At 44.3% G+C, this 23,501-nt stretch carries 17 protein-coding genes; 3 read left to right on the plus strand and 14 right to left on the minus strand.

Annotated features, from left to right (window positions below; genetic code table 11):
- Positions 1-71: 71 nt before the first annotated feature.
- Positions 72-491, minus strand: coding sequence for a DUF3237 domain-containing protein (locus MKX68_RS26320; protein ID WP_340914682.1), 420 nt, complete (start codon positions 489-491; stop codon positions 72-74).
- 138 nt (positions 492-629) lie between these two features.
- On the opposite strand from MKX68_RS26320, the gene MKX68_RS26325 reads away from it, so the two are divergent.
- Both MKX68_RS26325 and MKX68_RS26330 read left to right on the plus strand, forming a co-directional pair.
- Entirely contained in the window at positions 630-1,832 is a 1,203-nt protein-coding gene (locus MKX68_RS26325; RefSeq protein ID WP_340914683.1) for an MFS transporter, read from the plus strand.
- A gap of 16 nt (positions 1,833-1,848) precedes the next feature.
- On the plus strand, positions 1,849-2,469 hold the full coding sequence (locus MKX68_RS26330; protein WP_340914684.1) for a TetR/AcrR family transcriptional regulator: 621 nt from the start codon (positions 1,849-1,851) through the stop codon (positions 2,467-2,469).
- Positions 2,470-2,561: 92 nt separating this feature from the next.
- On the opposite strand, the gene MKX68_RS26335 is transcribed toward MKX68_RS26330, so the two are convergent.
- The 8 genes from MKX68_RS26335 to MKX68_RS26370 form a co-directional block, all read right to left on the minus strand.
- Entirely contained in the window at positions 2,562-4,823 is a 2,262-nt protein-coding gene (locus MKX68_RS26335; protein WP_340914685.1) for a glycoside hydrolase family 3 N-terminal domain-containing protein, read from the minus strand.
- Positions 4,824-4,921: 98 nt separating this feature from the next.
- The gene (locus MKX68_RS26340) at positions 4,922-5,842 is read right to left on the minus strand and encodes a carbohydrate ABC transporter permease (RefSeq protein WP_338594773.1); all 921 of its coding nucleotides are present in this window, start codon (positions 5,840-5,842) and stop codon (positions 4,922-4,924) included.
- Between the two features lie 15 nt (positions 5,843-5,857).
- Entirely contained in the window at positions 5,858-6,799 is a 942-nt protein-coding gene (locus tag MKX68_RS26345; RefSeq protein WP_047844314.1) for an ABC transporter permease, read from the minus strand.
- A 137-nt stretch (positions 6,800-6,936) separates the two neighbouring features.
- Positions 6,937-8,613, minus strand: coding sequence for an ABC transporter substrate-binding protein (locus MKX68_RS26350; RefSeq protein ID WP_340914686.1), 1,677 nt, complete (start codon positions 8,611-8,613; stop codon positions 6,937-6,939).
- Between the two features lie 42 nt (positions 8,614-8,655).
- Positions 8,656-10,317 carry an ABC transporter substrate-binding protein gene (locus MKX68_RS26355; RefSeq protein ID WP_340914687.1) on the minus strand — a complete coding sequence of 554 codons (1,662 nt, stop codon included), beginning with the start codon at positions 10,315-10,317 and terminating at the stop codon, positions 8,656-8,658.
- A gap of 121 nt (positions 10,318-10,438) precedes the next feature.
- Positions 10,439-12,154, minus strand: coding sequence for a sensor histidine kinase (locus tag MKX68_RS26360; RefSeq protein WP_340914688.1), 1,716 nt, complete (start codon positions 12,152-12,154; stop codon positions 10,439-10,441).
- A gap of 5 nt (positions 12,155-12,159) precedes the next feature.
- On the minus strand, positions 12,160-13,746 hold the full coding sequence (locus MKX68_RS26365) for a response regulator transcription factor (protein WP_340914689.1): 1,587 nt from the start codon (positions 13,744-13,746) through the stop codon (positions 12,160-12,162).
- Positions 13,747-13,848: 102 nt separating this feature from the next.
- Positions 13,849-15,831, minus strand: coding sequence for a hypothetical protein (locus MKX68_RS26370; protein ID WP_340914690.1), 1,983 nt, complete (start codon positions 15,829-15,831; stop codon positions 13,849-13,851).
- A 159-nt stretch (positions 15,832-15,990) separates the two neighbouring features.
- Here MKX68_RS26370 and MKX68_RS26375 point away from each other — a divergent pair, with 159 nt between their 5' ends.
- Positions 15,991-16,842 carry an AraC family transcriptional regulator gene (locus tag MKX68_RS26375; protein ID WP_338594767.1) on the plus strand — a complete coding sequence of 284 codons (852 nt, stop codon included), beginning with the start codon at positions 15,991-15,993 and terminating at the stop codon, positions 16,840-16,842.
- Between the two features lie 84 nt (positions 16,843-16,926).
- Here the strand turns inward: MKX68_RS26375 and MKX68_RS26380 are convergent, their stop codons facing one another.
- From MKX68_RS26380 to MKX68_RS26400, 5 genes are all read right to left on the minus strand, one after another.
- Positions 16,927-19,242, minus strand: a complete 2,316-nt coding sequence (locus MKX68_RS26380; RefSeq protein ID WP_340914691.1) for a glycoside hydrolase family 95 protein — start codon at positions 19,240-19,242, stop codon at positions 16,927-16,929.
- Positions 19,243-19,529: 287 nt separating this feature from the next.
- Positions 19,530-19,955 carry a MarR family winged helix-turn-helix transcriptional regulator gene (locus MKX68_RS26385; protein ID WP_340914692.1) on the minus strand — a complete coding sequence of 142 codons (426 nt, stop codon included), beginning with the start codon at positions 19,953-19,955 and terminating at the stop codon, positions 19,530-19,532.
- A 142-nt stretch (positions 19,956-20,097) separates the two neighbouring features.
- Positions 20,098-20,838, minus strand: coding sequence for an oxygen-insensitive NADPH nitroreductase (gene nfsA / locus MKX68_RS26390; RefSeq protein WP_310335363.1), 741 nt, complete (start codon positions 20,836-20,838; stop codon positions 20,098-20,100).
- Between the two features lie 14 nt (positions 20,839-20,852).
- Complete coding sequence (locus MKX68_RS26395; protein WP_340914693.1) at positions 20,853-22,199, minus strand: NtaA/DmoA family FMN-dependent monooxygenase; 1,347 nt, start codon at positions 22,197-22,199, stop codon at positions 20,853-20,855.
- A gap of 116 nt (positions 22,200-22,315) precedes the next feature.
- Positions 22,316-23,419 carry a Gfo/Idh/MocA family protein gene (locus MKX68_RS26400; RefSeq protein ID WP_340914694.1) on the minus strand — a complete coding sequence of 368 codons (1,104 nt, stop codon included), beginning with the start codon at positions 23,417-23,419 and terminating at the stop codon, positions 22,316-22,318.
- Positions 23,420-23,501 lie beyond the last annotated feature (82 nt).

The raw sequence follows: 23,501 nt of genomic DNA on the forward strand, positions 1-23,501 counted from the left end.
TCTTGATCTGCAAAACAGGCTATCTTGCTCCGAGACACATGAACAAAATAGTTATCACATGTCTCGCACTATCATAGCGCCCTATATATTTTTATATCTATCCCTGACTCCGTCGGATGACCTTCTCCAACAAACGTCTCACTGTTCAAAAAAGATAAAGCCTTGCTATCCGTAATCATTTTGGGGGAAGTACGAAATAAAGCAGTTTTCAGCGTTTTGTCGATATTTCCGTTATTTTCAATATAAATTTTGCAGGAATGACCCGCGTTGTCGGTCCCTTGGAGCATGTATCTTGCTGATAGCGTATGCGGGTCACCATTCTTCCCGATGATCTGCGTATCCACTCCTCCACCCAGCACGATTCCTTCAAAGTACTTTCCGGTTACGCTGCCTGTAAAAGTAATCATGACAACCGAATCATCTTCGCTATTCTGCAAATCAAAAGATTTCTCAATGTTCACATGTACCGTAAACAATTCCTCTAATTTCACGTGTTCCCACCTCCATATGGATTCAATTATAACTCTACTCACTAAAAAAAAAGATTTACATATTTCCTTCAAATCATTTAAAATGATTTACACAATGTAAAGGTTAACAAGTTGTAAATGAAGGGGTTAATGACGTACATGAGTACATTACCAAAATCAGTTCGCTTTCCACTGTTCATTCTGATGTTAAATCTGTTTATCGCTTTATTGGGGCAAGGGATGCTCATCCCCATATTGCCGGAGTATTTGAAGCTTTTTCATGCGGGAGGCACAGTAGCAGGATTTTTAGTTGCAGCCTTTGGTGCCGCTCAATTCTTCTTTTCACCTCTCGGGGGACAACTGTCTGATCGATTTGGACGCAAAAAGTTGATCATTGCAGGTATGTTTCTGTCTGTCATTTCAGATATCATATTTGCGTTGTCGACGTCATTGCCGTTCCTCTATGTCGCACGATTTATCGGTGGAATCAGTCTTGGTTTAATGGTTCCTGCCAACCTCGCATATGTCGCCGATATTACAACGCCAGAGACACGTGCAAAAGGCATGGGCTATTTCGGCGCAGCTATGAACTTGGGGATGGTTCTCGGACCTGGTCTGGGCGGTCTCATCGCCGAGATGGGCATTCGCATGCCCTATTTCTTCGCAGCGGGACTGGGACTGATTGCGGCCCTGATGACGCTGCTATTGCCTGAGACACTTCCACCGGAGAAAAGAACGGTCTCCATCCGTCTTCAAAAAGGAGATCACCTGGGCAAGAAAATCTGGAGTTCATTTAAAGTCCCCTATTTTAAATACTTGATTGTGTTGCTTGTCATGACCTTTGGTCTCATGAGTTATGAGACGGTATTTGCTCTTTTTGCAGAGCAAAAATACGGATTCAATGCTGCTACAATCTCCATTATTATTACCTTGGGCGCAATTATCGGTATCATTGTGCAGATCTGGCTTTTGGATTGGTTCGTACAGAGAATCGGTGAAGTTAAGTTGATCCGTCTATCTTTAATAGTCACACCCATAGCTTTATTGTTAATGTTAATTAAGGTCAACCTTGTGTTTCTGTTGTTCGCTTCTGCGTTATTCTTTGCATTCAATTCATTTTTGCGACCTTCGGTTAGCACGTTAATATCCAAAAATGCAGGAGATCGGCAAGGTTATGCATCCGGTCTGAATACTACATTTTCCAGTCTCGGAACGGTGATTGGCCCGCTGATCGCAGGACTATTGTTTGACAAAAACATAAACTTCCCGTATATTTTTGGTGCAATTATGCTACTCGCTTCTCTCGGACTGACCTTGAACGCATTTCGTTCGAAGAAAGGACAATTGTATACAAGTGAATGAAAACTGGCACCAACAATTGGGAAATAAACATCGTGATGATTTGATTGCAGCAGGTAAAGAGCTTTTTTTGAAATATGGATTGCTCCAGGTGAAGATTAAGGACGTATGTACGAAAGCTGAACTTAGTAGAGTGACCTTTTATAAACATTTTCAGTCTATGGATGAGCTTCTTCTAGCCATTCAGATGCAACTGATCGAACACTTAACGGATGAGATTAGCCGTGCATCAACGAAGGACTTGAATGGACGAGAACAACTCACGGTTATGTTGAATGCATGGGTTGTTTATGCCGAGAATCATCCAGACTACATCCGGTTTATTCAATTATTTGATATCAACTATGAGATGTATGATTTTAGTCCTGAATTAAGAGAAGAGTATGATAAGTTCAACCAGAACGGGAAAGAAAAACATTTCCTGATGGGCGCTTTATCCCAAGGCGTTGTTGACGGTAGTATTAAGAATCCGTCTCCTCCGCTTGATCTGGCTCAGTTTATCTTCACAACGATGATGGGCATGCTTCAGCGCATGGTAACTATTCGTGCTGCTCAGGATAATTCATTGGATATGCGGATGACGGAGCAATTTGTGAAGATGCTGCTCCAATTTGTTTGCAGCGAAGAACTACCCGAGTGATGGTTTGGTAGATGGATCGATAAAACAAAAGTTTGAAATAAAAAACGGATTCTGTATGCTGGAATCCGTTTTTTTGCTTCATTAATTAAGCGTTAATCCGTTAGCACGGGCAACTGTCCTACAGCTTTCAGTTGACCAAGCAATACTTTGATCCCGGCAGACGTATTTGGTTCCTGCTTCCCATATACAGCAATCCCTGAGCGCACGTTCTGCAAATAGATCATCTCGTATGGGTTACCAAGTGACAATAGCGTGTATCGCTGATTACTTTTGTTCATCGCATTAATCAAGTTTTGATAATCGCTCCATCCGAACTGGCTCGCCACGTTCCGGAACTGATAAGAAGCAAGAATGACATAATTCGCCTTGCCAATCGCCTGGAGCGTTTCATTCATTTTGCCTTGACCAACAAGTGATATTTCAGTCTTTAACGCCAGATTATTAGCAGCTTGCAACAGTTGTTTTTCAAGCTGTTTCGCTTGTTCCTGCTCAGCTGCGACAATTACAACCCGGTCGCCTTGCTCAATATGATCCGGAAGCACACCTTCGCGGTTGCTGAGTACAGTGACCGCTCTCTCTGCGATGTTCTGCTCCACCGCTCGGTGCGCCTTCGATCCGATGATACCGTTAAGCTGAGTTAGCTTTTGCGCAAGAGTTTGGCTGCGTTCAAACAAACCATATTTCGCTTTCATCTCCAAGATTCGTTTCACAGATGCATGTATGGTTTCATCCTTGATCGTTCCATTGTTCACCGCATTTACCAGCGTTTGATGGGCCGCTGCGGAATCTTTTGGCATAAGGATGATATCAACACCTGCGGAAACGGCGCGTTCTACCGATTGATTCTCCCCAAAATGCTCCGCAATTGCATTCATGGTAAAGGCATCAGAAATGATGAGACCTTCATATCCCATTTCTTCGCGAAGAAGTCCTGTCAGTACTTTTTTTGATAAGGTGGCAGGAAGCGGTACACTTTCACCGTCTTTGAGCGAAGTGACATGTTCGTTGTCTATGGCAGGGAAAGCAATATGCGCGGTCATAATCATCTCTACACCATTTTTGATTGCAGCCCGAAACGGTTTTAATTCAACCGCATCCAGCCGTTCTCGGTTATGGGCAAGCACAGGCAAACCAAGATGGGAATCTACCGTTGTATCTCCATGTCCCGGAAAATGCTTCACTGCCGCCATGACCCCGGATTGCTGCAAACCCTGTATTGTTGCGAGACCAAGCCGCGTCACCAAATCCGCATCCGAGCCAAACGACCGTATACCAATGATGGGGTTATCTGGATTGCTGTTGATGTCCAACACTGGAGCAAAATTAATCTGCAGTCCCAGTGCCTTCAGCTCTTCCCCTGTCAGCTGACCAGCTGCTTCGGCTAGTGTTACATCTCCAGTTGCGCCAAGCGCCATTTGACCTGGCAGGTTCGTACCGCCTGGTATTCGCTTAATAACGCCTCCTTCTTGGTCGATGCTAAGAAATAGAGGAATGTCACCTGCTTCTCTTTGTATATCATGTGTGAACGTTGTAAGCTGCGTCACGTCTGCAATATTTTTGTCAAATAGAATGAGTCCGCCCAAGTCCTGATCATGGATAGTGCGCTTCAGCCCCTCATTGACGGTCGTTGTCGCTTTATTATTCCATTGCCTAATGTCGGGCATAAGCATCTGACCAACTTGCTCACTTACCGTCATATAGGATATCAGCTTGTCCCAATCTTGTGTCCGAATGGCCGCTTCACGTTCGAAGCGAATTACTCTCGCCATAAATACGGCATATTCAGCGCGCGTGACAGCTTGATTCGGACGGAAGGTGGCATCTGAATAACCGCCGACCAAGCCGTTTGAACTCATAATAAGAATGGGGGCTGCTGCCCAATGCATGTCCGTATCTGTCCATTTTGCGGGGTTCTTACCTTCCGCGAGTGCATATGCCCGTGTAAGGAAGGCCGCAGTCTCTGCTCGGCTAAGCGGTGCGTCTGGACGGAAGGTTCCGTTAGGGAAACCACTTGCAAGTCCATTTTTAGCAGCTATCATGATTTCTCGATGGAAAGGGTGTGTAGTAGGAACATCTGAATAAGTTGTGCCTTCCACTGCTCTTTGAAGCTGATCTGGATAAAGCTCGCGCACCATAAAAGTGACGGCTTGTGCCCTTGTCACAAGTGCCTTAGGCTTGAAAATGCCATTGCCATATCCGGCTACTGTTCCCCGTTTCGCCATATACGTGATGCCATCTTCTGCCCACTTTGAATGTTTGAGATCAACAAACGTTTCTTCCGCAGCTGCCGTTCCCACCCCTATAAGCATAGAGCCGACAACGGCACCAATCATCGTCATCCATTTTACATGCATTTGTTTCACTCCTGTTGTATTCTATGGATGAATAGACGCTACTACGGTATAGTTTGTTGCGTTTTCATTAATTCAATGAAGTTGTATGCAAGTCATGACTATCCCTTCACGCCACCAATCGTCATGCCCTGAACAAAGTATTTCTGTAAGAACGGATACACCATCAGAATAGGAACACTTGCAATAATGGTCATGGTCGCTCGAATCGAGGTTGGTGTGACCGCTGTTGCATTACTTTCGGCAGATTGATAAGCATCACTTGCTGATGAAGTCGCTGAGGTCGTTGAAGTTTGCAGAATCTTCATCAATTCGTATTGCAACGTGCTTAATTCTTTATTTGAAGAATTGTACAGGAATACATCGAACCAGGAGTTCCATTGTCCCACAGCTACAAAGAGTGATACGGTTGCCATTGCGGGAATCGTTAGCGGCAGGACAACGCGGATAAATGTCGTGAACTCCCCTGCCCCGTCAATACGGGCTGACTCCAGAATGCCTTCAGGAAGACCTTCAATAAAAGAACGGATGACAATCATATTGAAGACTCCAATTACACCCGGAATGATATATACCCAGAAGGAACCGATCAATCCAAGGTCTCGAATGAGCAGATAACCGGGGATCAACCCCCCGCTGAAGTACATCGTGAATACAAAAAACATCGTAACAAACTTGCGAAGCACAAATTCCTGACGACTAACCGTATACGCAAGCATGGCTGTACAGAAGACGGACACCACGGTTCCAATGATCGTACGCAGCGCCGAGATCAGAGTTGCGTGATAAATATCGGATTCACCAAAAATGTATTTGTAGTTGTCCAGTGTCCATACACGAGGCCATAGATATATTCCACCCCGAATGGCATCATTTGCATTATTAAAGGATACGGCAATCATATTAACAAAGGGATAGATTGTCACAATCATCAGACATACCATGAAGATAATGTTAATGGTATCAAACGCTCGATCCCCGGTGCTGCTATTCCGCAAGCGGGATGTGTTTCCTTTACGCATGGCATGGGCCTCCTTTTAGAATAGTCTGCTCTCTCCCATTTTTTTCGCTATATAGTTCGCGGAGAAAAGGAAGATGAAGCTGACCACAGTTTTGAATATGCCTGCTGCTGTACCTAAGGAAAAGTTCCCCATCCCTAATCCATATTTCAGTACAAAGATGTCCAGATTCTCTGAATAGTCCATATTCATCCCGTTACCCAGCAGATATTGTGGTTCGAATCCGGATTCCAGAATACTTCCCATGTTCATGATCAACAAGATCACAATAACTGGTTTCAAGCCAGGCAGGGTGATATATAACATCCGTTTGAAGCGACTGGCTCCATCAATCTCGGCAGCCTCATATTGCGCCGGATCAATCGCCGTAATTGCTGCCAGATAGATAATGGTGTTCCAACCGACATCCTTCCACACCTCGGTCGCTCCCAGAATCCCCCAGAAGTATTCACCTTTCCCCATCCATAACACCGGGCTGTCAATCAGGTGAAGCTTCATCAGCAGCAGATTAATGATTCCGTCTGGTGACAGGACTGTTAATACAATGCTGGAAGCAACAACCCAGGAAATAAAGTGAGGCAGATAACTGACAGTTTGCACAAAGCGTTTAAATATGACATTTTTCAGCTCATTTAATAAAAGGGCCAGTGTAATTGCTGTCACAAATCCCAATACCAGTTTAATGGAACTCATAACAAGCGTATTTCGCAGCACCCGGTAGAAGGTATTATCTTCAAATAACGTACTAAAATGTTGCCAGCCTACCCACTGCTGATCCGAGAAGGACCTCGCCGGTTTGAAATTCTGAAAAGCCATGGTCCATCCCCATAACGGCAGGTACTTGAAGATAAACGCCCAGATGACAAAAGGTATACACATCCAGGCAAGTGTTCGTTGCTGCACAAGTCGCTTGAAGAACGAGTGTGCTCTGGTTCCCTTCGGACTCGAGGCTGGAGGCATCGAGTTAAGGGATACATTAGGTTTCTCCACGGTGAACCTGCTCCTTTCCTATGCTGTTATTCATGCGAGGAGAAGCCGGAGTTTATGCTCTGTCATTTTCTCCTGCGCATGTAACAGTTTGTTTTAAAGTGTCCGTATTACCATTTTCCTGCAACACGATCCTTCACAACTTTGGTAATGGTCGCTTCATAACCAGCTTTGTCCAATTTGTTCAATTCAGCCATGTAGGCATCCCACAGCTTATCAAAATTCGCTGGTGCTCCCAAGATCATTTCCGGTAAGTATTTACGTTGCAGATCATCCGATTTGGTAGTGAAGATCTGTTCAGGTGATCCTTGCTCCAATGCGATGGACCAAGCCGGGAACCAAGGCCGCTCTTCCGGTTTGTTAAATAATTCACTAAAGGTTTGGATACCGTAGGCTTCAAGGAATTTCTTATCTCCCTCGGTGTAAGATGCAGCGGCCACTTCCGGCTGGTTGCCAGGGCTATAAGCGTTACCATCGGTTAGTGTAGATTCACCGCCATATTTCGGCCAGTCTGTCCCAAAGTAGGTGAACCCGAATTTACGGCTGAGCTCCAGATCATCATGAGCCTTGCGTTGATCTTCATTTGCATAATAGAATCGGCCCTTTTCATCCACACTGTACGTTTCGTCCTTGATTCCCCATTGCACCAGAACCTGATTCTCTTCCTTCAGCAAATTATCAAAATATTTGATGATACGAACAGGGTCTTTGGCATTCACCGAGATACCTGTTGCATAGTTGTTGACGAAGCCGGGAGGATCCACATACTGATCCTTGATTCCTTCATCAAACACAATCGGAAGTGGAGCGTAGCGCTTCTCATCAATGCCTGCCGAGAGCAGGTTTTTCGACGCGTCTCCAATTTGCCAGCCATAATTGAAGTATCCCAGCACACGTCCCGAAGTCAGCTTGGCCAAATACTGATCTTTGTTCATCGTGAAGGATTCCGGATCAAGCATACCTTGAGCATTGATCTCATTTAACTTCTGAATCCATTTTTTCTGAGCATCTGTTCCGGCGACGACTTTTGCTTCATGGGTAGTCATGTCCACCATAACACTGCCATCGTTCGGATAACCGGCAAGATGCATCGCTGGATTTTGCAAAGTGAAGAAGTTATTGGCCACACCCGCAAGTGACACAAATCCGATCGTCTCTGCACCATCAACCGTTGGATGTTTTTCCTTGTAATCCTGAATCAGATCAAAATATTCATCCAGTGTAGTGATCTTGGGATAATCAAACTCTTTGAGCACAGAGCGCTGAATCCAGAAAGCTCCTCCGCCCACATTTGGACTACCTGAATACTCACCCTGATTAGCCGTATAAGGCAGCGCATAGATTTTTCCGTCTTCGGCATTTTTCATTTTATCGAAATATGGTCCGTATACCCTTTTGATATTAGGGCCGTGTTCCTCAATCAGATCATCCAGCGGAATGTACGCACCGGCATCCAGTAACTTGGACATCTCACCACTGGAGCTAATGACATCAGGATAGTCTCCACTGGCAATCATGACACCGGCTTTTGTAGCACTATCACCTACCAGATATTCCATCTTCCAGTCCACACCCGTCTGCTCTTGCAACGCTTTACCGATGGTTGTTTCGCTTGCAAGAACATCCTTCTTGCCTGGAGAGAACATGTAATACGAGAACGTGACTGGACTCTTCTCTTCATCACCTGTGGTTGAAGGCGCTGATGACGAACTGTTCTGACTGCACCCAGCCAGCAAAGCTGTTAGTAGTACAGCTAAACCCGCTGTTCTAAATTTTGGTTTTAACATGTGAATATTCCCCCGTTCCGTGTTTTCTCTTATGGATTACACTCACCATTTGCCAGCTACACGATCCTTAACTGCCTGTGTTATCGTAGCTTCGTATGTTTTCTTGTCGAGTTGATTCAATTGACTCATATATTCATTCCATGTGTTCTCGAAAGTGGAAGGCGAATCCATAATCATTTTGGGTAAATATTTCTTCTGGAGGTCTTCTGCCTTGGTGATAAAAATCTGTTCAGGAGAGCCCTGCTCCAATGCAATGGACCAAGCAGGAGACCAAGGACGCTCATCCGGTGTGCTGAATAGTTGTGTGAATGTCTCCACACCATATTTCTCTAACAACAGCTTGTCACCGTCTGTGTAGCTAAAGGTAGCCACCTCTGGCTGATTGCCTGGTCCATAGGCATTGCCATCTTCCAGTACGGAGTTATTCCCGTAACGAGGCCAGCTGTAATTAAAATAGTCAAAGCCAAACTTGCGACTTAATTCCGGATCTTCATGTGCTTTGCGTTGGTCATCATTTTTGAAATAAAAACGGCCCTCATCATTCACACTATACGTCTCGTCCTCAATACCCCATTGAACCAGAATCTGGTTTTCTTCCTTGAGCAAATTATCAAAATATTTAATAATTCGCACGGGATCTTTGGCATTTACGGTAATTCCGACACCATAGTTGTTCACAAAGCCTGGCGGGTCCACATACTGGTCTTTGACGCTGTCATCAAATACGATCGGTAGAGATACATATCGTTTATCATCAATACCAGCCTTCTTGAGGTTGTTCGTTGCATCTCCAACCTGCCAGGAGTAACTGAAATATCCCAGCACCCGACCGGACGTCAACTTGGCGAGATACTGATCCTGGTTCATTGTGAAGGATTCGGGATCAAACATCCCCTGTGCGTTAACCTCGCTCAGCTTCTGAATCCATTGTTTCTGATAATCAGATCCGGCTACCAGTTTGGCTTCATGGCTCTGCATATCCACCATCACACTACCATCGTTTGGATAACCTGCCAGATGCATGGCCGGATTTAGCAGGGTGAAGAAGCTGCCCGATTCACCTGCAAGTGTGGCGAAGCCGATGGTTTCTTTTCCATCGATCTGCGGATGCTTTTGCTTGTACTTCTCAATCAACTCAAAATATTCGTCCAGCGTTTTGATCTTGGGGTAGTTAAACTCTTTTAGCACAGCCCGCTGAATATAGAAGCCGGTCTGGAAGTTTGGCTCAGACACGTAACCAATGTTGGCAGTGTATGGCAAGAAATATATCTTTCCATCTTCCTGTCTGAATTTGTCCATATAAGGCCCGTATACTCGTTTGATGTTAGGCCCGTATTGATCGATTAGTTCATCCAGCGGGATAAAAGATCCTGCATCCATCAACTTGGCCATTTCACCACTGGAGTCGATGATGTCGGGGTAATCCCCACTCGCAATCATTACACCTGCCTTGGTTGCACCGTCGCCGACCAGATATTCCATCTTCCAGTCAACGCCCGTTTGTTCCTGTAGCTTCTTGCCAATGGTCGTGCTGCTTGCCAGAATGTCCTTCTTGCCACCGCCAAACGTAAAATATTTAAAGGTGACCGGGGTGTTGTCATTACTGTCAGGATAAGAGGCTTCCGGGCTGGCTTTATTGCAACCTGCCAGCGTTACAGCCAATAAAATGGCCAGACCTGTTATCATGTTTTTTTTTCTAAACATGTAGCAAATGCCCCCTTAAAGTATTGTTTGTGTCTTTAAGCCTTCTCAATATATCAAGATAGCGCTTTCAAAGTTACCCATGAAAGTGTACCTCCTACTTTGAAAAGTATATCCCTCGTAATTAGTCATCTGGCATGGCTGATGGATCAAGTGGAAGCTTAATTTGGATACGCGTACCTTCTCCTTCCCATGTCTGGATGTCGAATGAAAAGTGATTCTTATAACAAAGTTTTAAGCGACTATACGCATTTTTCATACCAACATGCTCTCCCATATCGGTGTTCTGATCCAGGTAACTTAACAACTCTTCCAATTTTCCTTGTGACATCCCTATACCGTTATCCGTTAGTCTGATATGGAGCAGGTCATTTTCCGTTGAAACGAAGAGTTGAATGATGCCTACACCCGGAGATGACTCAATTCCATGAATACTTGCATTCTCAACAAAGGGAAGGATAACCATCTTGGGGATTCGGTACATCAGTACCGCAGGATCTGCCTCAATGGTATATTGGAGTTTTTCTCCAAAACGGTATTTCTGAATTTGCAAAAAACTCTCGATGAGTTCCAATTCTTCCTTCACTGTCACATCATTCTGATTCCAACTAATCGACTTGCGAAACATCTTGGCCATGTTATGCACGATTTTGGCAGTCTCTTTCTCTCCTTTGATGAGGCTCCGCATACGTACCGACTCCAGCGTATTAAACAAAAAATGTGGGTTGATCTGACTATGGAGCGCATGAAGTTGTGCTTCCTGCTGCTTCAACTCCAGGTCTTTCTTTTGGATGTCGGCGAGATATACCTCATGAATCAGGTTATGGATCGTCTCGGTCATTCGATTAAATTCCATCGTGAGTTGACCTATTTCATCTCTTGCATCTTCAGGCGGAATCGTCTGGAAATTCTGTGTTTTTACTTTTTTCATATGTTTTAGAATACGCACCAGCCTGACATGGATGGATCTGGACATAGCCGCGATGATAATAGAAGGCAGGACAAAATTAATGCAAGCCAGCCATACGACGAAAGAACGGGACTTCCGCACCTCCTTCAACACAATTTCTTCATCCATCACTCCATGCAGGGACCACCCTTCCAGATAGTTAATACCTGTATACGTAAGTTCAAAGGGAATCATTTTGTTCGGAAACTGGATCTCGCTGTAACGTTTCCCTATCTGAGCTTCTTCTGCTGTAGGATCATTTGAAAATTGGATGTGTCCCCCCGGATCAAGAAGATACACTTTTCCATCAAATCCGCTGTTGTGGAAATACTGCTTGATCATATCCATATTCAGGTCAATTTTAAGTAACTGCTCTCTCCCCCCTGTGTCCAGATTGTCGAGCCGTTGAACCAGACTTAACATCTGATCCGATGAGATCAGTGCTGGATAAGGGGCGGTGTATGCCTGAAATTGAACGTACCAGTTAGAGCTTCGGACCACGTCAGTTAAACGATCAATATAACCGGAAGATAAAATGGTAGAATTATCGGTATACACTTGATACCAGCGAATTCCCTGATTCAATTGACCAGAGAATTGCCCTTTTAGATAGGAATTATAAGCGTCAATGTACTCAAAATGACTTTGAAATGAACGGGAGATGGTGTCATTGAATACAGGGTCAGTATATAACGAATAAGAGAGGCCGACGCCCTGATCAATGGTTACCCGCAGGTCGTTCTTCAGATTGTTCAAGGCCATGCCGGCATCACGAGTTTTCTGACTGCGAATATTGGCGGATGTGACATTGTAGAACACCACATTGGTAACAACGATGGGAATAAACACAGATAAGACATACATAAGCAGTAACTTATCTCGAAGCTTCATGTAATTCAGGTTCCATCTTGGCATTGTGCACCTCGCTCCTCATTTGCCATAAGGAGATTGCGATACTCTGTAGGCGATAACTTAACCAATTTCTCAAACTGGGTTACAAAATAATCCGCATTCTGAAATCCTACGCGTGCAGCGACCTCGTACATTCTCAGATCCGTCTGGCGCAATAACTTCTTCGCTTCATGAATCCGCAGGTTCAGCAGATAGTCATTGAAATATTGATTGTAGCTTTTGCGGAATAACCGCCCAAGATAAACGGGATTCATGTAAAAGAGCGCAGCAATGCTTTTGAGATTGATGTTCTCGGTATAATTTGCATCAATATATCGTTTGATCTTGCTGATATCGCCTTTTGATTGCTCCATCCGCAAATGAGAGACATATTCCTCGGCTTCCTCCAGCGCGATGAGAAAAGCATTCTTCAATAGTCGTAAATTCCAACCTTCATGACTTTGTTGTGCCAACTCCTTTAGCTGCTGCAACCCTTCATCATTCCCACCCATTTCGTGGACCACAGCGAGAATACCCGTTATACAACGCAAAAGAGAACCCGATACAGCTTGAGGAGAAAATCGATTCATATGAAACAATTTGAATTTCTCTTCTACGACCTTGTGATAAGCTGACCTATTCCCTTCTTCCAGGCTCAAAATTAAGTGATCCACCTCGTCCTGGTACACATTGAAAACAAACAGCGGTTTGTCCTTGATCTCCGTATACCGCACGACACCACCAGTTTCAGCATATTTATGCTTGGCTGCTTCTTCAGCCGCCATAAGGGATTGTGGGACATCACCAATTTCTTTGACGAGTGTTCCTGCGTAAAGGCCGATATCCAGATTAAGCTTTTTGCTCAGTGTTATATGAATATTATGCAGTTTATCCTGTAACGCCGAGCCCTCTTGATGATGATCAGGCCACAACAGTAATAAGGCAAACATGCCGCGTTGTTGCTCACTGATGAACATTTTGCATATATTACTTTCCAGAGCATGTACTGCTTCACGTAGCTGTTCGATGGTGATTTTAATTTCGTCTAATCCTGTCTGAAGTTCAATCAAAGTCATAAGCAGACTGGAGCTACGATTGATCCCGAGCATCTCGGCATATCGATGTTCATCCTCCTTCTGTACATGGCCTTTGATCATATCCTCCAGCATGATGTTACTGGCTTGTCCCTCACCCAAGAGGATATGTTTTCTTTTATTGCAAATGAGTTTAGCTGACTTCTGCAACGTCGCTGTCAGTTCTTCATCATCAATAGGCTTCAGGATATAGTCATGAACACCGTACCGGATTGCCTGCTGTGCATATTTGAAGTCATTATAACCACTAATGATAATGAACACAGGTTCCAAATGTGGCATTTTCTCTACGGCACGTATAAGTTCCAGTCCATCCAGGATTGGCATACGGATATCTGTTATAATCACGTCTGGTTGCAGGTGTTCAATCAGATTCAGTGCTTCTACACCATTCTCTGCCTCTCCGATGATCTCCATATCAAGTTCAATCCAGCTTATGAGTTCATACAGCCCTTTTCGTACATACATCTCGTCATCTACCAGTAGTACTGTTAACATCCGTTTGTCCCCTTTCCTCCAACAAAAATAAACCGCCGGTAGCATGTTCTCTCTATCGGCGGAATCTAACATGGTGACTGTTGTAGTTATTGCAACATAAATTCATTCATGGCGTGCATAATCCCAATAGTCGCCAACGAGGCCTTCGATGATCGAGCCACTGGCCCATGGCATCAGGCAAAACCAGGTACTGGCTGGCGTACCATCCGCATATTTTTCAGTGACCAGTCCTTCCGAATGACAGAAGCGTTCAGACATCCATCCTTTTTTGCCATAGCCGAATTCTTGATCATAGTGATTATAGGTCTGACAACCCCACCCAATGGTATCCATCATACGTTGACGCACATAATTCTCTTCCCGGTGTCCAACGTAATACAACAACTCATCCACTAGATTGCTGGACATGGGGTGAATATGCGGATTAGCTACTGAAGTGACACTTCCCCCGGAACTGGACCAGCCTAGTGTACTGAGCGGCGGAATCTTAACAGGTGAGTTGTAACAAAATTTGAAACTGAATTCATAGCTGATTGCATCTCTCATGTGATCTAGAAACAGCTCGTCGCCAGTCAACGCGTGTAGAAACCGAACAGCTTTGATGTAAGCCAGAATACCTTCCGAATCAACAGCTTTATCCGCATCCAACGGAGCGCCGTAACATTCCATGTGTTGAACATAGGTGCTGTAATAGTGGGCTTCACTTCGTCTGAGCTCTTCCAGAGAAGATTCATCATGGGTTAACCAACAGTAATATGCCTTGGCAGCAAGACACCAGACCCCACTAAAGGCATCATATTCAAGACCTGCTCCTGTCCGCTCTGACAAAATGGTGGGATATTCTCCATCCGTATTCTTTGTGCACTCCAGACGATCAAGCACTTGCTTGACGTAACCCAGCCAATCATCGTGTCTCACATTTCGAATACGCTTCTCATAATCGTAGCTTTTCAGAATGTAGAACATCGCTTGAGCTACAAGATAAGAGGAATGTCCTGGGGTACGCATGCCGTCGAACCACCAGCCTTTAACACTCCATATCCCATCCTGATAGGCATCGTATGGAAGTCCGGATTCGGGATTCATGGCATTCTCGATAATATTGGTAATACAGGATAACGCCTGCTGTCGCATGGGCTCATTATTCAGGCGCAGTGCGGCCATAAGCATTGGTGCAGCTATGGTCATACCATTTGTCCAACTGATTGAGATAATTTTGTTGTATCGGTAGCCACCAGTTTCAGCAGCATCTTCATATACAAATGTGGAGTAATGACGATCCTCCGGAAGCCAGGCATATTCATAGATGGCATTGGACAAATCCGTTACCGTTGTCTGAATGTCACTTCCTTCTCTTGGTTTTTCGTGATACCTCCTATAGATTGTTTCCAGTGCAGGATTGATACCCAGTTCTGATTCAGACTCGTAGTTATATAGTTCAAGTGTGAGCCCAACCGATTCACCTGCCGCAAGTTCAAAACAGTTTTCTCCAAGGGCAGCTCGCTCATGGACAAGTCTGGATTTGATAAATAACAACGGAGCATTCTCATATCCCAGCGTATATCCGACCGTACCCTTCTCAATAGAACATGTGAATCCCCCATATTGCACGAACGTTCCTTCCATTCCTGGATACCATTGCTGCTTCTGGTTTCCTGTTTTGATCCAGTAGGGACTTGCGCTTAGACCAACAATCCGACCTTCATCATAGATAAGTGCAGCTGGATGAGACAGACGATCGCTTCGGACCATCCACCAGGGTGATGAAGGGCGAGAGGGACTGCCCTCCCTTAGTCTGGGGAACTCATTTGGGACATTCTGGGGTGCTTCGCCCCGGTTGCGGCCATACATAAATGCAGGCAAAAAAAACCTCGGATTCTGTTTATCCAACGGCATTTCCACATGAATAACCCCTGTCCAGGCATTCTGGCCCTCGTTGTAAATCTGAATGTCGGCTTGCCATGGAGCTTCTGCACTACCGTTTCCACTTATTACTTTTACGTCAGCTTTGAGAGCATGCTTGTCCAATGCCGTGTACTCTACGTTGTCCTGCCCTCTACTTCGTGCCGTGAAAATCAGATCCATTTTTTCCTCCAATCGCGTTGTACACACTTGAGTGTAAACGCTTGCAATTATGTATCCATCATGCTAGGATGGTTACATTTTATAGGTTCACGTCTGCAATTTCATTGCACAAACGGCTATATTTATTGCGCGAAACGACAAGGAGGTCATATATCTGATATGAATGAGACTTCAGAATACCTGTTTGACCCAATCCAGAATGAGCTGTTGTATCTTCATCGCACCACCACGTATAATATGGGAACGTTTTATCATCGACATAATGCATATGAACTCTACTTATTTCTTCGTGGCAATGTTAACTTCTATATTGAGAACCGGTGTTACCATTTGCAACGTGGCGATCTGCTCGTTCTTAGCCCGGAGGAGATGCACCGTTCCTTTGCCTTGGACAAAAACGAATATGAGAGAATTACCATAAATCTGAAAAAGTCATATCTGAACCGCTTGTCTACGTCAACGACCAACTTATCCGCATGTTTTGACTACCGTCCCAAGGGTAAGGGAAATATCGTACATCTTGAAGAGGACAAACTTCAACGAGTGCTGCAATTAGCTGGCGAACTTGAACAGTGTCTCTCATCAAGTGACTATGGAGCGGATATTCTAGGGAATATTTTGATTACACAGTTACTCCTTCTAACGAATCTAACTTTTCAAAATACGGATTTTGTTGCAACGGATATTATGCCTGAACTAGTTCGAAATACGATGGATTACATTGAATGTAATCTGACGAGGCAACTGACGCTCGAACAATTGTCAGAGGCTATGTTCACGAATAGCAGCTATATTAGTCGACAATTCAAAAAGCATACAGGACTCACGATTCGAGCATACATTCTTAGTCGCCGTATAGAGCTGTCGAAATCTTATTTAATCGAAGGTTTAAGTATTACAGAGGCCTGTTATCAATCCGGTTTTGGAGATTATGCCAATTTTATTCGCAGCTTCACCAAACAGGTCGGCACTTCACCTGGCAAATTTGTTAAATATGGAAGTCTTCTTTAAACATTTCATTGAGCAAAAAAAAAGAGCGAATTCGCCCGGCAATTTTATCAGCCGGTATTCGCTCAGGTAATCGGTAACTTCTTATTAATTATTCCAGTCGTATCCTTTCAATTCAACCATAGCATTTGGGCCAGGAAAGGTTAATTCTATCTTTTGGTCCAGATAGGATACGGTTACTCTTGATTCTGCAATAGAGCGAATTCTGGTATTCAACAGACGACCATTTTCCCATTCCAGATCTAATTCGAATCCGCCACGAGCCCGAATACCACGAATATATCCTTTTGGCCAAGCTGCCGGCAAAGCAGGTAACAATCTGATTACTTCGTTATGGCTCTGGAGAAGCATCTCGGCTATACCTGCAGTACCTCCAAAGTTCCCATCAATTTGAAATGGAGGATGGTCGCAGAACAGATTGGGTAACGTGGAGGAACGTAGAAGTTCCACGATGTTATCGTGTGCAAGTTCCGACTCCTCTAATCGTGCCCACATGTTGAGAATCCACGCCCTGCTCCATCCTGTGTGTCCACCACCGTGTTCCAGTCTTCTGTCGAGTGTTACACGAGCTGCCTTGGCGAGATCAGGTGTGGATTGCAACGTAATTTGTGTTCCAGGATGCAAAGCGAATAAATGGGAAATATGTCTGTGGCCCGGTTCCAATTCATCATAATCGTTACTCCACTCTTGGATCTGGCCATGTTTGCCAATGGAGGTCTCCGGTATTTTGATTAAAGCACTACGGAGTACTTCTCCGAATTCCTGATCTTCTTGCAAGATCCGGGTACTTTCAATACAACGCGTGAAGAGTTCTCTAATAATCTGATTGTCCATTGAAGCACCAAAACATAAAGCCCCCGACTCTCCATTATCTAATATATAGCGATTTTCCGGTGAGGACGAAGGACATATCACCCAGTTGCCGATAGGATCCTCTATTAGATAATCCAGAATAAATATAGCCGCATCTTTCATCGTGGCGTAAACTTTTTTGAGAAACTGAACATCCTTATTGTATTCGTAGTGGTCCCATAGATGTATTGAAAGCCATGCTCCCCCCATAGTCCAAAACGTCGATGTCATGCATACATCCTGCGGAGCAGCGTCTGCCCAGATATCCGAATTGTGATGAGCAACAAACCCCTTGCATCCGTACATGGTTCTAGCGGTTTCCTTTCCCCGGACTTGCAGTCGATCTATAAAATCAAACAATGGAACGTGACATTCAGACAGATTGCAGCTTTCTGCAGGCCAGTAGTTCATCTGTGTATTAATATTAATCGTATATTTGCTATCCCATACAGGGAGCATGTCTTTATTCCAGATCCCTTGAAGGTTTGCCGGTAAAGAACCTGGACGACTGCTTGAGATAAGCAGATAACGACCAAATTGAAAGTATAGACTCATCAGTTCCGGATCATGCTTACCAGCTCTAAGCCGTTCAAGGCGCTGATCAATTGGAAGTTCGGAACATATCACATCTTTATTTTCATCTTCGAGATGTAAATCCATCTTTTCGAATAAGGATTGATAGTCCGAGACATGATTGGCGAGCAGTTCGCTATATGGTTTTGTTGAAGCGGCCTCAATTCTTCGGAGGCACTCCACTTCGAGTTGTTCCTTGGGTACTCGGAAATCCGTGCAAGCCGTGATTAGAATAGTCGCTGAATTACCATCCTTCAGAGAAAGCTGACCGCTTGAATAATTAACCTGCCCTCCTTCAGATATTAGGCGAATCGCACAACAAAATCGGATTCCTTCTTCTCCTCCACTTCTTCCCCGGATGATCAAGTTATTCGTTCCACGCCTCTCAATCCGGTCCAGATAGGATTGGAAACCAACAGGATGCTTAAGAATATCTGAATAGGATGTTGATTTCAGAACGGTTCCCCTACCAAAAATAGTGGAGAAAGATAACTTTCCAGGCACGCTAGATTTGAGATGAACAACGAGCACTTGATCCGGGTAGCTAGCAAAATAATCACGGCTGTAAATGGATTGATCTGCGGTATAATTCACGTTTACCTTGCCATGTTCCAGATCGAGATGTCTTTGATATTCATTTGGTTCATGTTCACTGTGATCCATAGCGATATAGAAGTCCCCTAATGGCTCATAATGTCTTTGCCCATCAGGAACACCCACCAGAGTATCTGCTGCGAGTTCTTCTGCTTCCCTAATCTTACCGTCAAAAATCAGGCTTCTGATCTGAGATAAAGATTCAAGTGCTTGAGGATTATTCCGCTGCATCGGACCTCCATACCACAGACTATCTTCATTAAGCTGGATTCTCTCGATCTGTGTTTTCCCAAAAATCATGCCTCCAAGAGTTCCATTTCCGATAGGCAATGCCTCTTCCCATGTTCCAGCAGGTTGATTAAACCAGATATTTTTGGTCTTCACGTTAAAACCTCCAACGAATTATAATTCCTCACATTTTTCATGTCTAGTATGTTCCGTTTGTATGTTATTTCAGTGTACTGTAATCTCTTAAGCATCTAAATGAACAAAATTAACTTGAATTATCACAATCTTATCCCAGCATTAGAGGTGTAATCGTAAATTCCGAAACTGACAGAACAAATTCTTGTTCTGGGCAAGCAAGCATATCTATTGGCAATAAAAAAAGCCGCTATAATAGCGGCTCTGCTTCGTTCATTTCATTTAGCTTACGTGAAGCTTGGCATAAGTTATAAAATATTTCGCTCCATTTGTTGCATGAATTGTCTCAATATCAGCCGATCTTCCGAAGAAATGGATTGAAGTAGTTTCTCTTGCTGCTCTCTCCATTTATACTCAACCGGTTTTTCTAATTCTTTGCCCTTATCGGTTAGATAGATACGCATGATCCTTGCATCCTGTACATCACGTTTGCGATATATAAAACCGTTCTGCTCCAGTGATTTGACCATGTTTGTAACCGTTGGTGGTTCGCATTTCATATGTTCACTTAGTTGCATCTGTGTTACCCCATCACCCAACCACAGCCGATACAGCAAATTATCTTGTCCTACATAGAGATTAAGTTCACGAAGAGATTCACTATAATTTCGACGCATTTGGGAGGAAATTCGATCTAAAGACTGGCGAATATCACAATCTACTGTTTCTGTCATGAACGATCCCTCCCTAACATCCGAATTATATTTAGCAGACTAAATGTATCATGTGGTTATATAGGTGTCAATTCGCCTTAGTATCGTTATAAGGGCCTTTCCTAACCAAGTTCCACAACAAAAAATGGATTTATTGTAAAGCTTATTTTTTGGCAAAACCTTGCTTGTTCAAATAGGCCATCATTTCCGGCTGAATACTTCTCTCGAGGTGATCCTGGATATGGTCACTCCATCCTTTTACTTTTTTTACGGTGAAAGGAGCTCTCGTCGGACGATTTTCATAATACTTCAGCATGGTCTCATCATAGATTGCTAATTTCTCTTGATCCATTGGTTGGTATTGATTATCAAGCAATACCATGGATTGAGGGAGCCGAGGTTTCAGTTCCGGCTTATCTCCAGCTGGATTCCCGATACATAATCCCACCAGAGGGATAACATATTTAGGTAAATTCAATACGTCGGATAGTTCGCTAATATTGGCTCTGACCCCACCAATGAACACTCCGCCAAGTCCCATCGATTCAGCCGCGGTTAACGCATTTTGTGCCATCAGGCCGGCATCGAATGAACCAATCAACAGAAATTCAATATATTCAATATCCACATCCGGAGCGATTTCATGATTTCGGTTGAAATCTGCACAGAAGACCCAGAATTCTGCCGCTTCTTCAATATAGGGTTGATCGACACAGAGATGTCTGACTTTTTTTCGAAGAACTGGATCTGTGATGCGAATAATGGATACCGCCTGCAGAAGACTGAACGATGAAGTTTGATTTGCTGCCTGAAATATTGCATCTATTTGTTCCTCAGTTAGGGGTTGAGATGTGTAAGAACGAAACGATGTATGGTTATGAAGCAATTCGAGTGTGTTATTCATTAAAAAGCTCTCCTTTATTCGTTGATTCCATGTTCCTGCAATCCGTATTCGTAAGGAACGCCCATATTCTCGCGTAGTGTTTTTCCTTCATATTCCTTATGGAACAAACCGCGTTCCTGCAAGATAGGTACTACCTGATTCACAAAATCTGCAACGCCATCAAAAGATACATCGGGCACGACTGAGAATCCGTCACATGCTTCAGCCAAAAACCATTCTTCCAAGAAGTCAGCAACCTGTGTCGGGGTGCCCGCAACGACCGGATGATAATTGATGACCCCGTGAGCGAGAACATCCCTTACAGAGAGTCCTTCTTTTAATAACTTTAAGGCTCTCGGAGAACGTGGGTCCATGGGGTTGGCATATGCATTTTTCAACAAATCTCCCGCTAAAGGTTGATCTATATCTACGGAGTTTACCGATAAGGGTAAACCAACCATGGAGCCGAGGTAACTTACCCTGCTGGGGATTTCCTGAGGATTGAAGCTCATAAGCTGTTTCCGACGATCCAGAGCTTCTTCCTCCGTTGAAGCCAGAGAAAACATAAAACCTGCAAACATTTTGATATCATCGGGGTTTCGACCGAAACGTGCAGCACTTTGCCTTATGGCTTGTCTTTGTTCACGGGCAGACGTAATATCATAAGGATTGGCATACACTCCCGAAGCATATTTCCCAGCTAATTCTAATCCTTCACCTCCTCCTCCTGCCTGGAAAATAACTGGCTGCCCTTGCTCAGAGGGCGGAATGGGCAAAGGACCACGAGATGCATAATATTGACCCTGAAGGTTTATAGGCTGGATTTTGTCCATATCAGCAAATTCCCCTCCTTCTACATCTAACGTCCAAGCGTCTGGTTCCCAACTCCCCCACAAGGCCTGAACAATTTGTATGCTTTCATGTGCCTTGTCATAGCGTTCTTGGCGATTTTCAACCCGGGCACCGAAATTAGCCGCCGCTAGGGGATCGGATGTGGTAACTGCATTCCATCCCACACGTCCATGACTGATAACATCCAGTGCTTTGAACTGACGTGCAATGTTGTAGGGATAATTAAATGTTGTAGAGAGGGTAGCAACAAGCCCGATGTGTTGTGTCTCTCTTGCTACTGCCATCAGTGCCAACATGGGGTCCATAGGGGACATAGGCGTCTGTGGACCTAAATTGTTGGATAATCCTGGAGTGTCAGCGATGAAAATCATTTGAAATTTTCCTTGTTCAGCTAATTTAGCCCGTTCTACATAACTATCCATATTGGTGTAAGCTGCAGGATCCGTGCCAGGCATTCTCCATGCGCTAAATTCGGCTCCGTAACCCGAAACCATCTGTAAAGCCAGTTGCATTTCACTTCTTTTTTTCATAACGATTTTCTCCTTCGTTCTGGACAGGCACAGATATGTGTGACCTTACTATATTGCGAATATATTTAGCATGCTAAGTATATGGAAGGATCAGATTTTGTTCCGTTAAGTGAGGGTTATAGATATTGACGTTCACCGGTCTGGGCTGATTTCTCGACGGCATCCAGTAACTGATGAAGTTTCACCGCATCCGCGAAAGTAGGTGCTAAGGTAGTGCCTTCTTGAATATCGCTGGCAAACTTACGATAAGCCTGCGCCATGTTCAGAACAAATCCGGAGTCGTTATATAGAGAATGTGGAGCCGAGTAATAGGCAGCGGGAATGGTTAGTTCACGAAGCTCGTTGTCCGTAGATCCTGCACCGCGTAATTGATGTGATCCGAATTGAATGGATGCAGGGGCGCTCAGCACAATCGTGCCGTTGTCTCCGAAAATTTCAAGTGTGAGTCCTGTCTGATGTTTGACTCCACCTTGAATATGAACACTGGCTGCTGCCCCATTGGTCAATTTTCCTGTAATCATGATCTGATCATCCGTTGTTTTCTTGATGACTTTCTGAATATCTACCAATTCTACTTCTGGAAACTGTTGAGCTGTGGTGGCAGACAATTCTGTCAAGTCCCCAAGCATGTAGGTAAATGCATCCAGATTATGGCCCCCTACAATGGTCAGCAAGTTCCCTCCAACTTTCCGGTCATACAAGTACGCACTCGACTTGTCACCAACGCCACCCATGCCATCAATGGAGATCTTCAGGTTGGCAGATAACACTTTACCCACATAACCTTCTGCCAATAAATCTTTTACATATTGAACGGCCGGGGCTTGTCTAGCCTGTAATCCAATCGCATTTGGCAGTTGTGCGGATGCTATCCATTCCTGCATTTCAAGCGCTTCCTCTGTATTCGACCCCAGTGGCCATTCACAATAGATTGGTTTGCCAGCAGGCACGACGGCTTTAACGGCGTTATAATGTTCCTTGACATTAATACTGACAACGACCATATCCACATCAGGATGCTGAGCCAACTCCTCCATATTATCAAAGCCGTGATCTGCATAGAAAGCTTCTGCGCTTTTCTTTGCACTTGGCATATTACTTGTTCCCACTGCGGTAAGCTCGAACTCATCCAGGTGCTCAATAGCTGGAATATGTGTGCCACTCGCCCATCCGTTATTAATTGAAGCTCCTATGATACCTGTCCGAATTTTTTTATTCATTGTTAAACATCTCCCTTGTTAAAATTTACAGTATGATCGAATATCGGTTTGTTTCCAGCCCTTATCAGTCACTCATTTCTAT

Source organism: Paenibacillus sp. FSL M8-0212 (assembly GCF_038004645.1).
GTDB lineage: Bacteria > Bacillota > Bacilli > Paenibacillales > Paenibacillaceae > Paenibacillus.

What these genes read in the sequence shown, in the direction of transcription:
- MKX68_RS26325 (WP_340914683.1), top strand. Translation starts at nt 630, where the DNA reads ATGAGTACATTACCAAAATCAGTTCGCTTTCCACTGTTCATTCTGATG.
- MKX68_RS26335 (WP_340914685.1), bottom strand. Translation starts at nt 4,823, where the DNA reads ATGCATGTAAAATGGATGACGATGATTGGTGCCGTTGTCGGCTCTATG.
- MKX68_RS26340 (WP_338594773.1), bottom strand. Translation starts at nt 5,842, where the DNA reads ATGCGTAAAGGAAACACATCCCGCTTGCGGAATAGCAGCACCGGGGAT.
- MKX68_RS26345 (WP_047844314.1), bottom strand. Translation starts at nt 6,799, where the DNA reads ATGCCTCCAGCCTCGAGTCCGAAGGGAACCAGAGCACACTCGTTCTTC.
- MKX68_RS26350 (WP_340914686.1), bottom strand. Translation starts at nt 8,613, where the DNA reads ATGTTAAAACCAAAATTTAGAACAGCGGGTTTAGCTGTACTACTAACA.
- MKX68_RS26355 (WP_340914687.1), bottom strand. Translation starts at nt 10,317, where the DNA reads ATGTTTAGAAAAAAAAACATGATAACAGGTCTGGCCATTTTATTGGCT.
- MKX68_RS26360 (WP_340914688.1), bottom strand. Translation starts at nt 12,154, where the DNA reads ATGAAGCTTCGAGATAAGTTACTGCTTATGTATGTCTTATCTGTGTTT.
- MKX68_RS26365 (WP_340914689.1), bottom strand. Translation starts at nt 13,746, where the DNA reads ATGTTAACAGTACTACTGGTAGATGACGAGATGTATGTACGAAAAGGG.
- MKX68_RS26370 (WP_340914690.1), bottom strand. Translation starts at nt 15,831, where the DNA reads ATGGATCTGATTTTCACGGCACGAAGTAGAGGGCAGGACAACGTAGAG.
- MKX68_RS26375 (WP_338594767.1), top strand. Translation starts at nt 15,991, where the DNA reads ATGAATGAGACTTCAGAATACCTGTTTGACCCAATCCAGAATGAGCTG.
- MKX68_RS26385 (WP_340914692.1), bottom strand. Translation starts at nt 19,955, where the DNA reads ATGACAGAAACAGTAGATTGTGATATTCGCCAGTCTTTAGATCGAATT.
- nfsA (WP_310335363.1), bottom strand. Translation starts at nt 20,838, where the DNA reads ATGAATAACACACTCGAATTGCTTCATAACCATACATCGTTTCGTTCT.
- MKX68_RS26395 (WP_340914693.1), bottom strand. Translation starts at nt 22,199, where the DNA reads ATGAAAAAAAGAAGTGAAATGCAACTGGCTTTACAGATGGTTTCGGGT.
- MKX68_RS26400 (WP_340914694.1), bottom strand. Translation starts at nt 23,419, where the DNA reads ATGAATAAAAAAATTCGGACAGGTATCATAGGAGCTTCAATTAATAAC.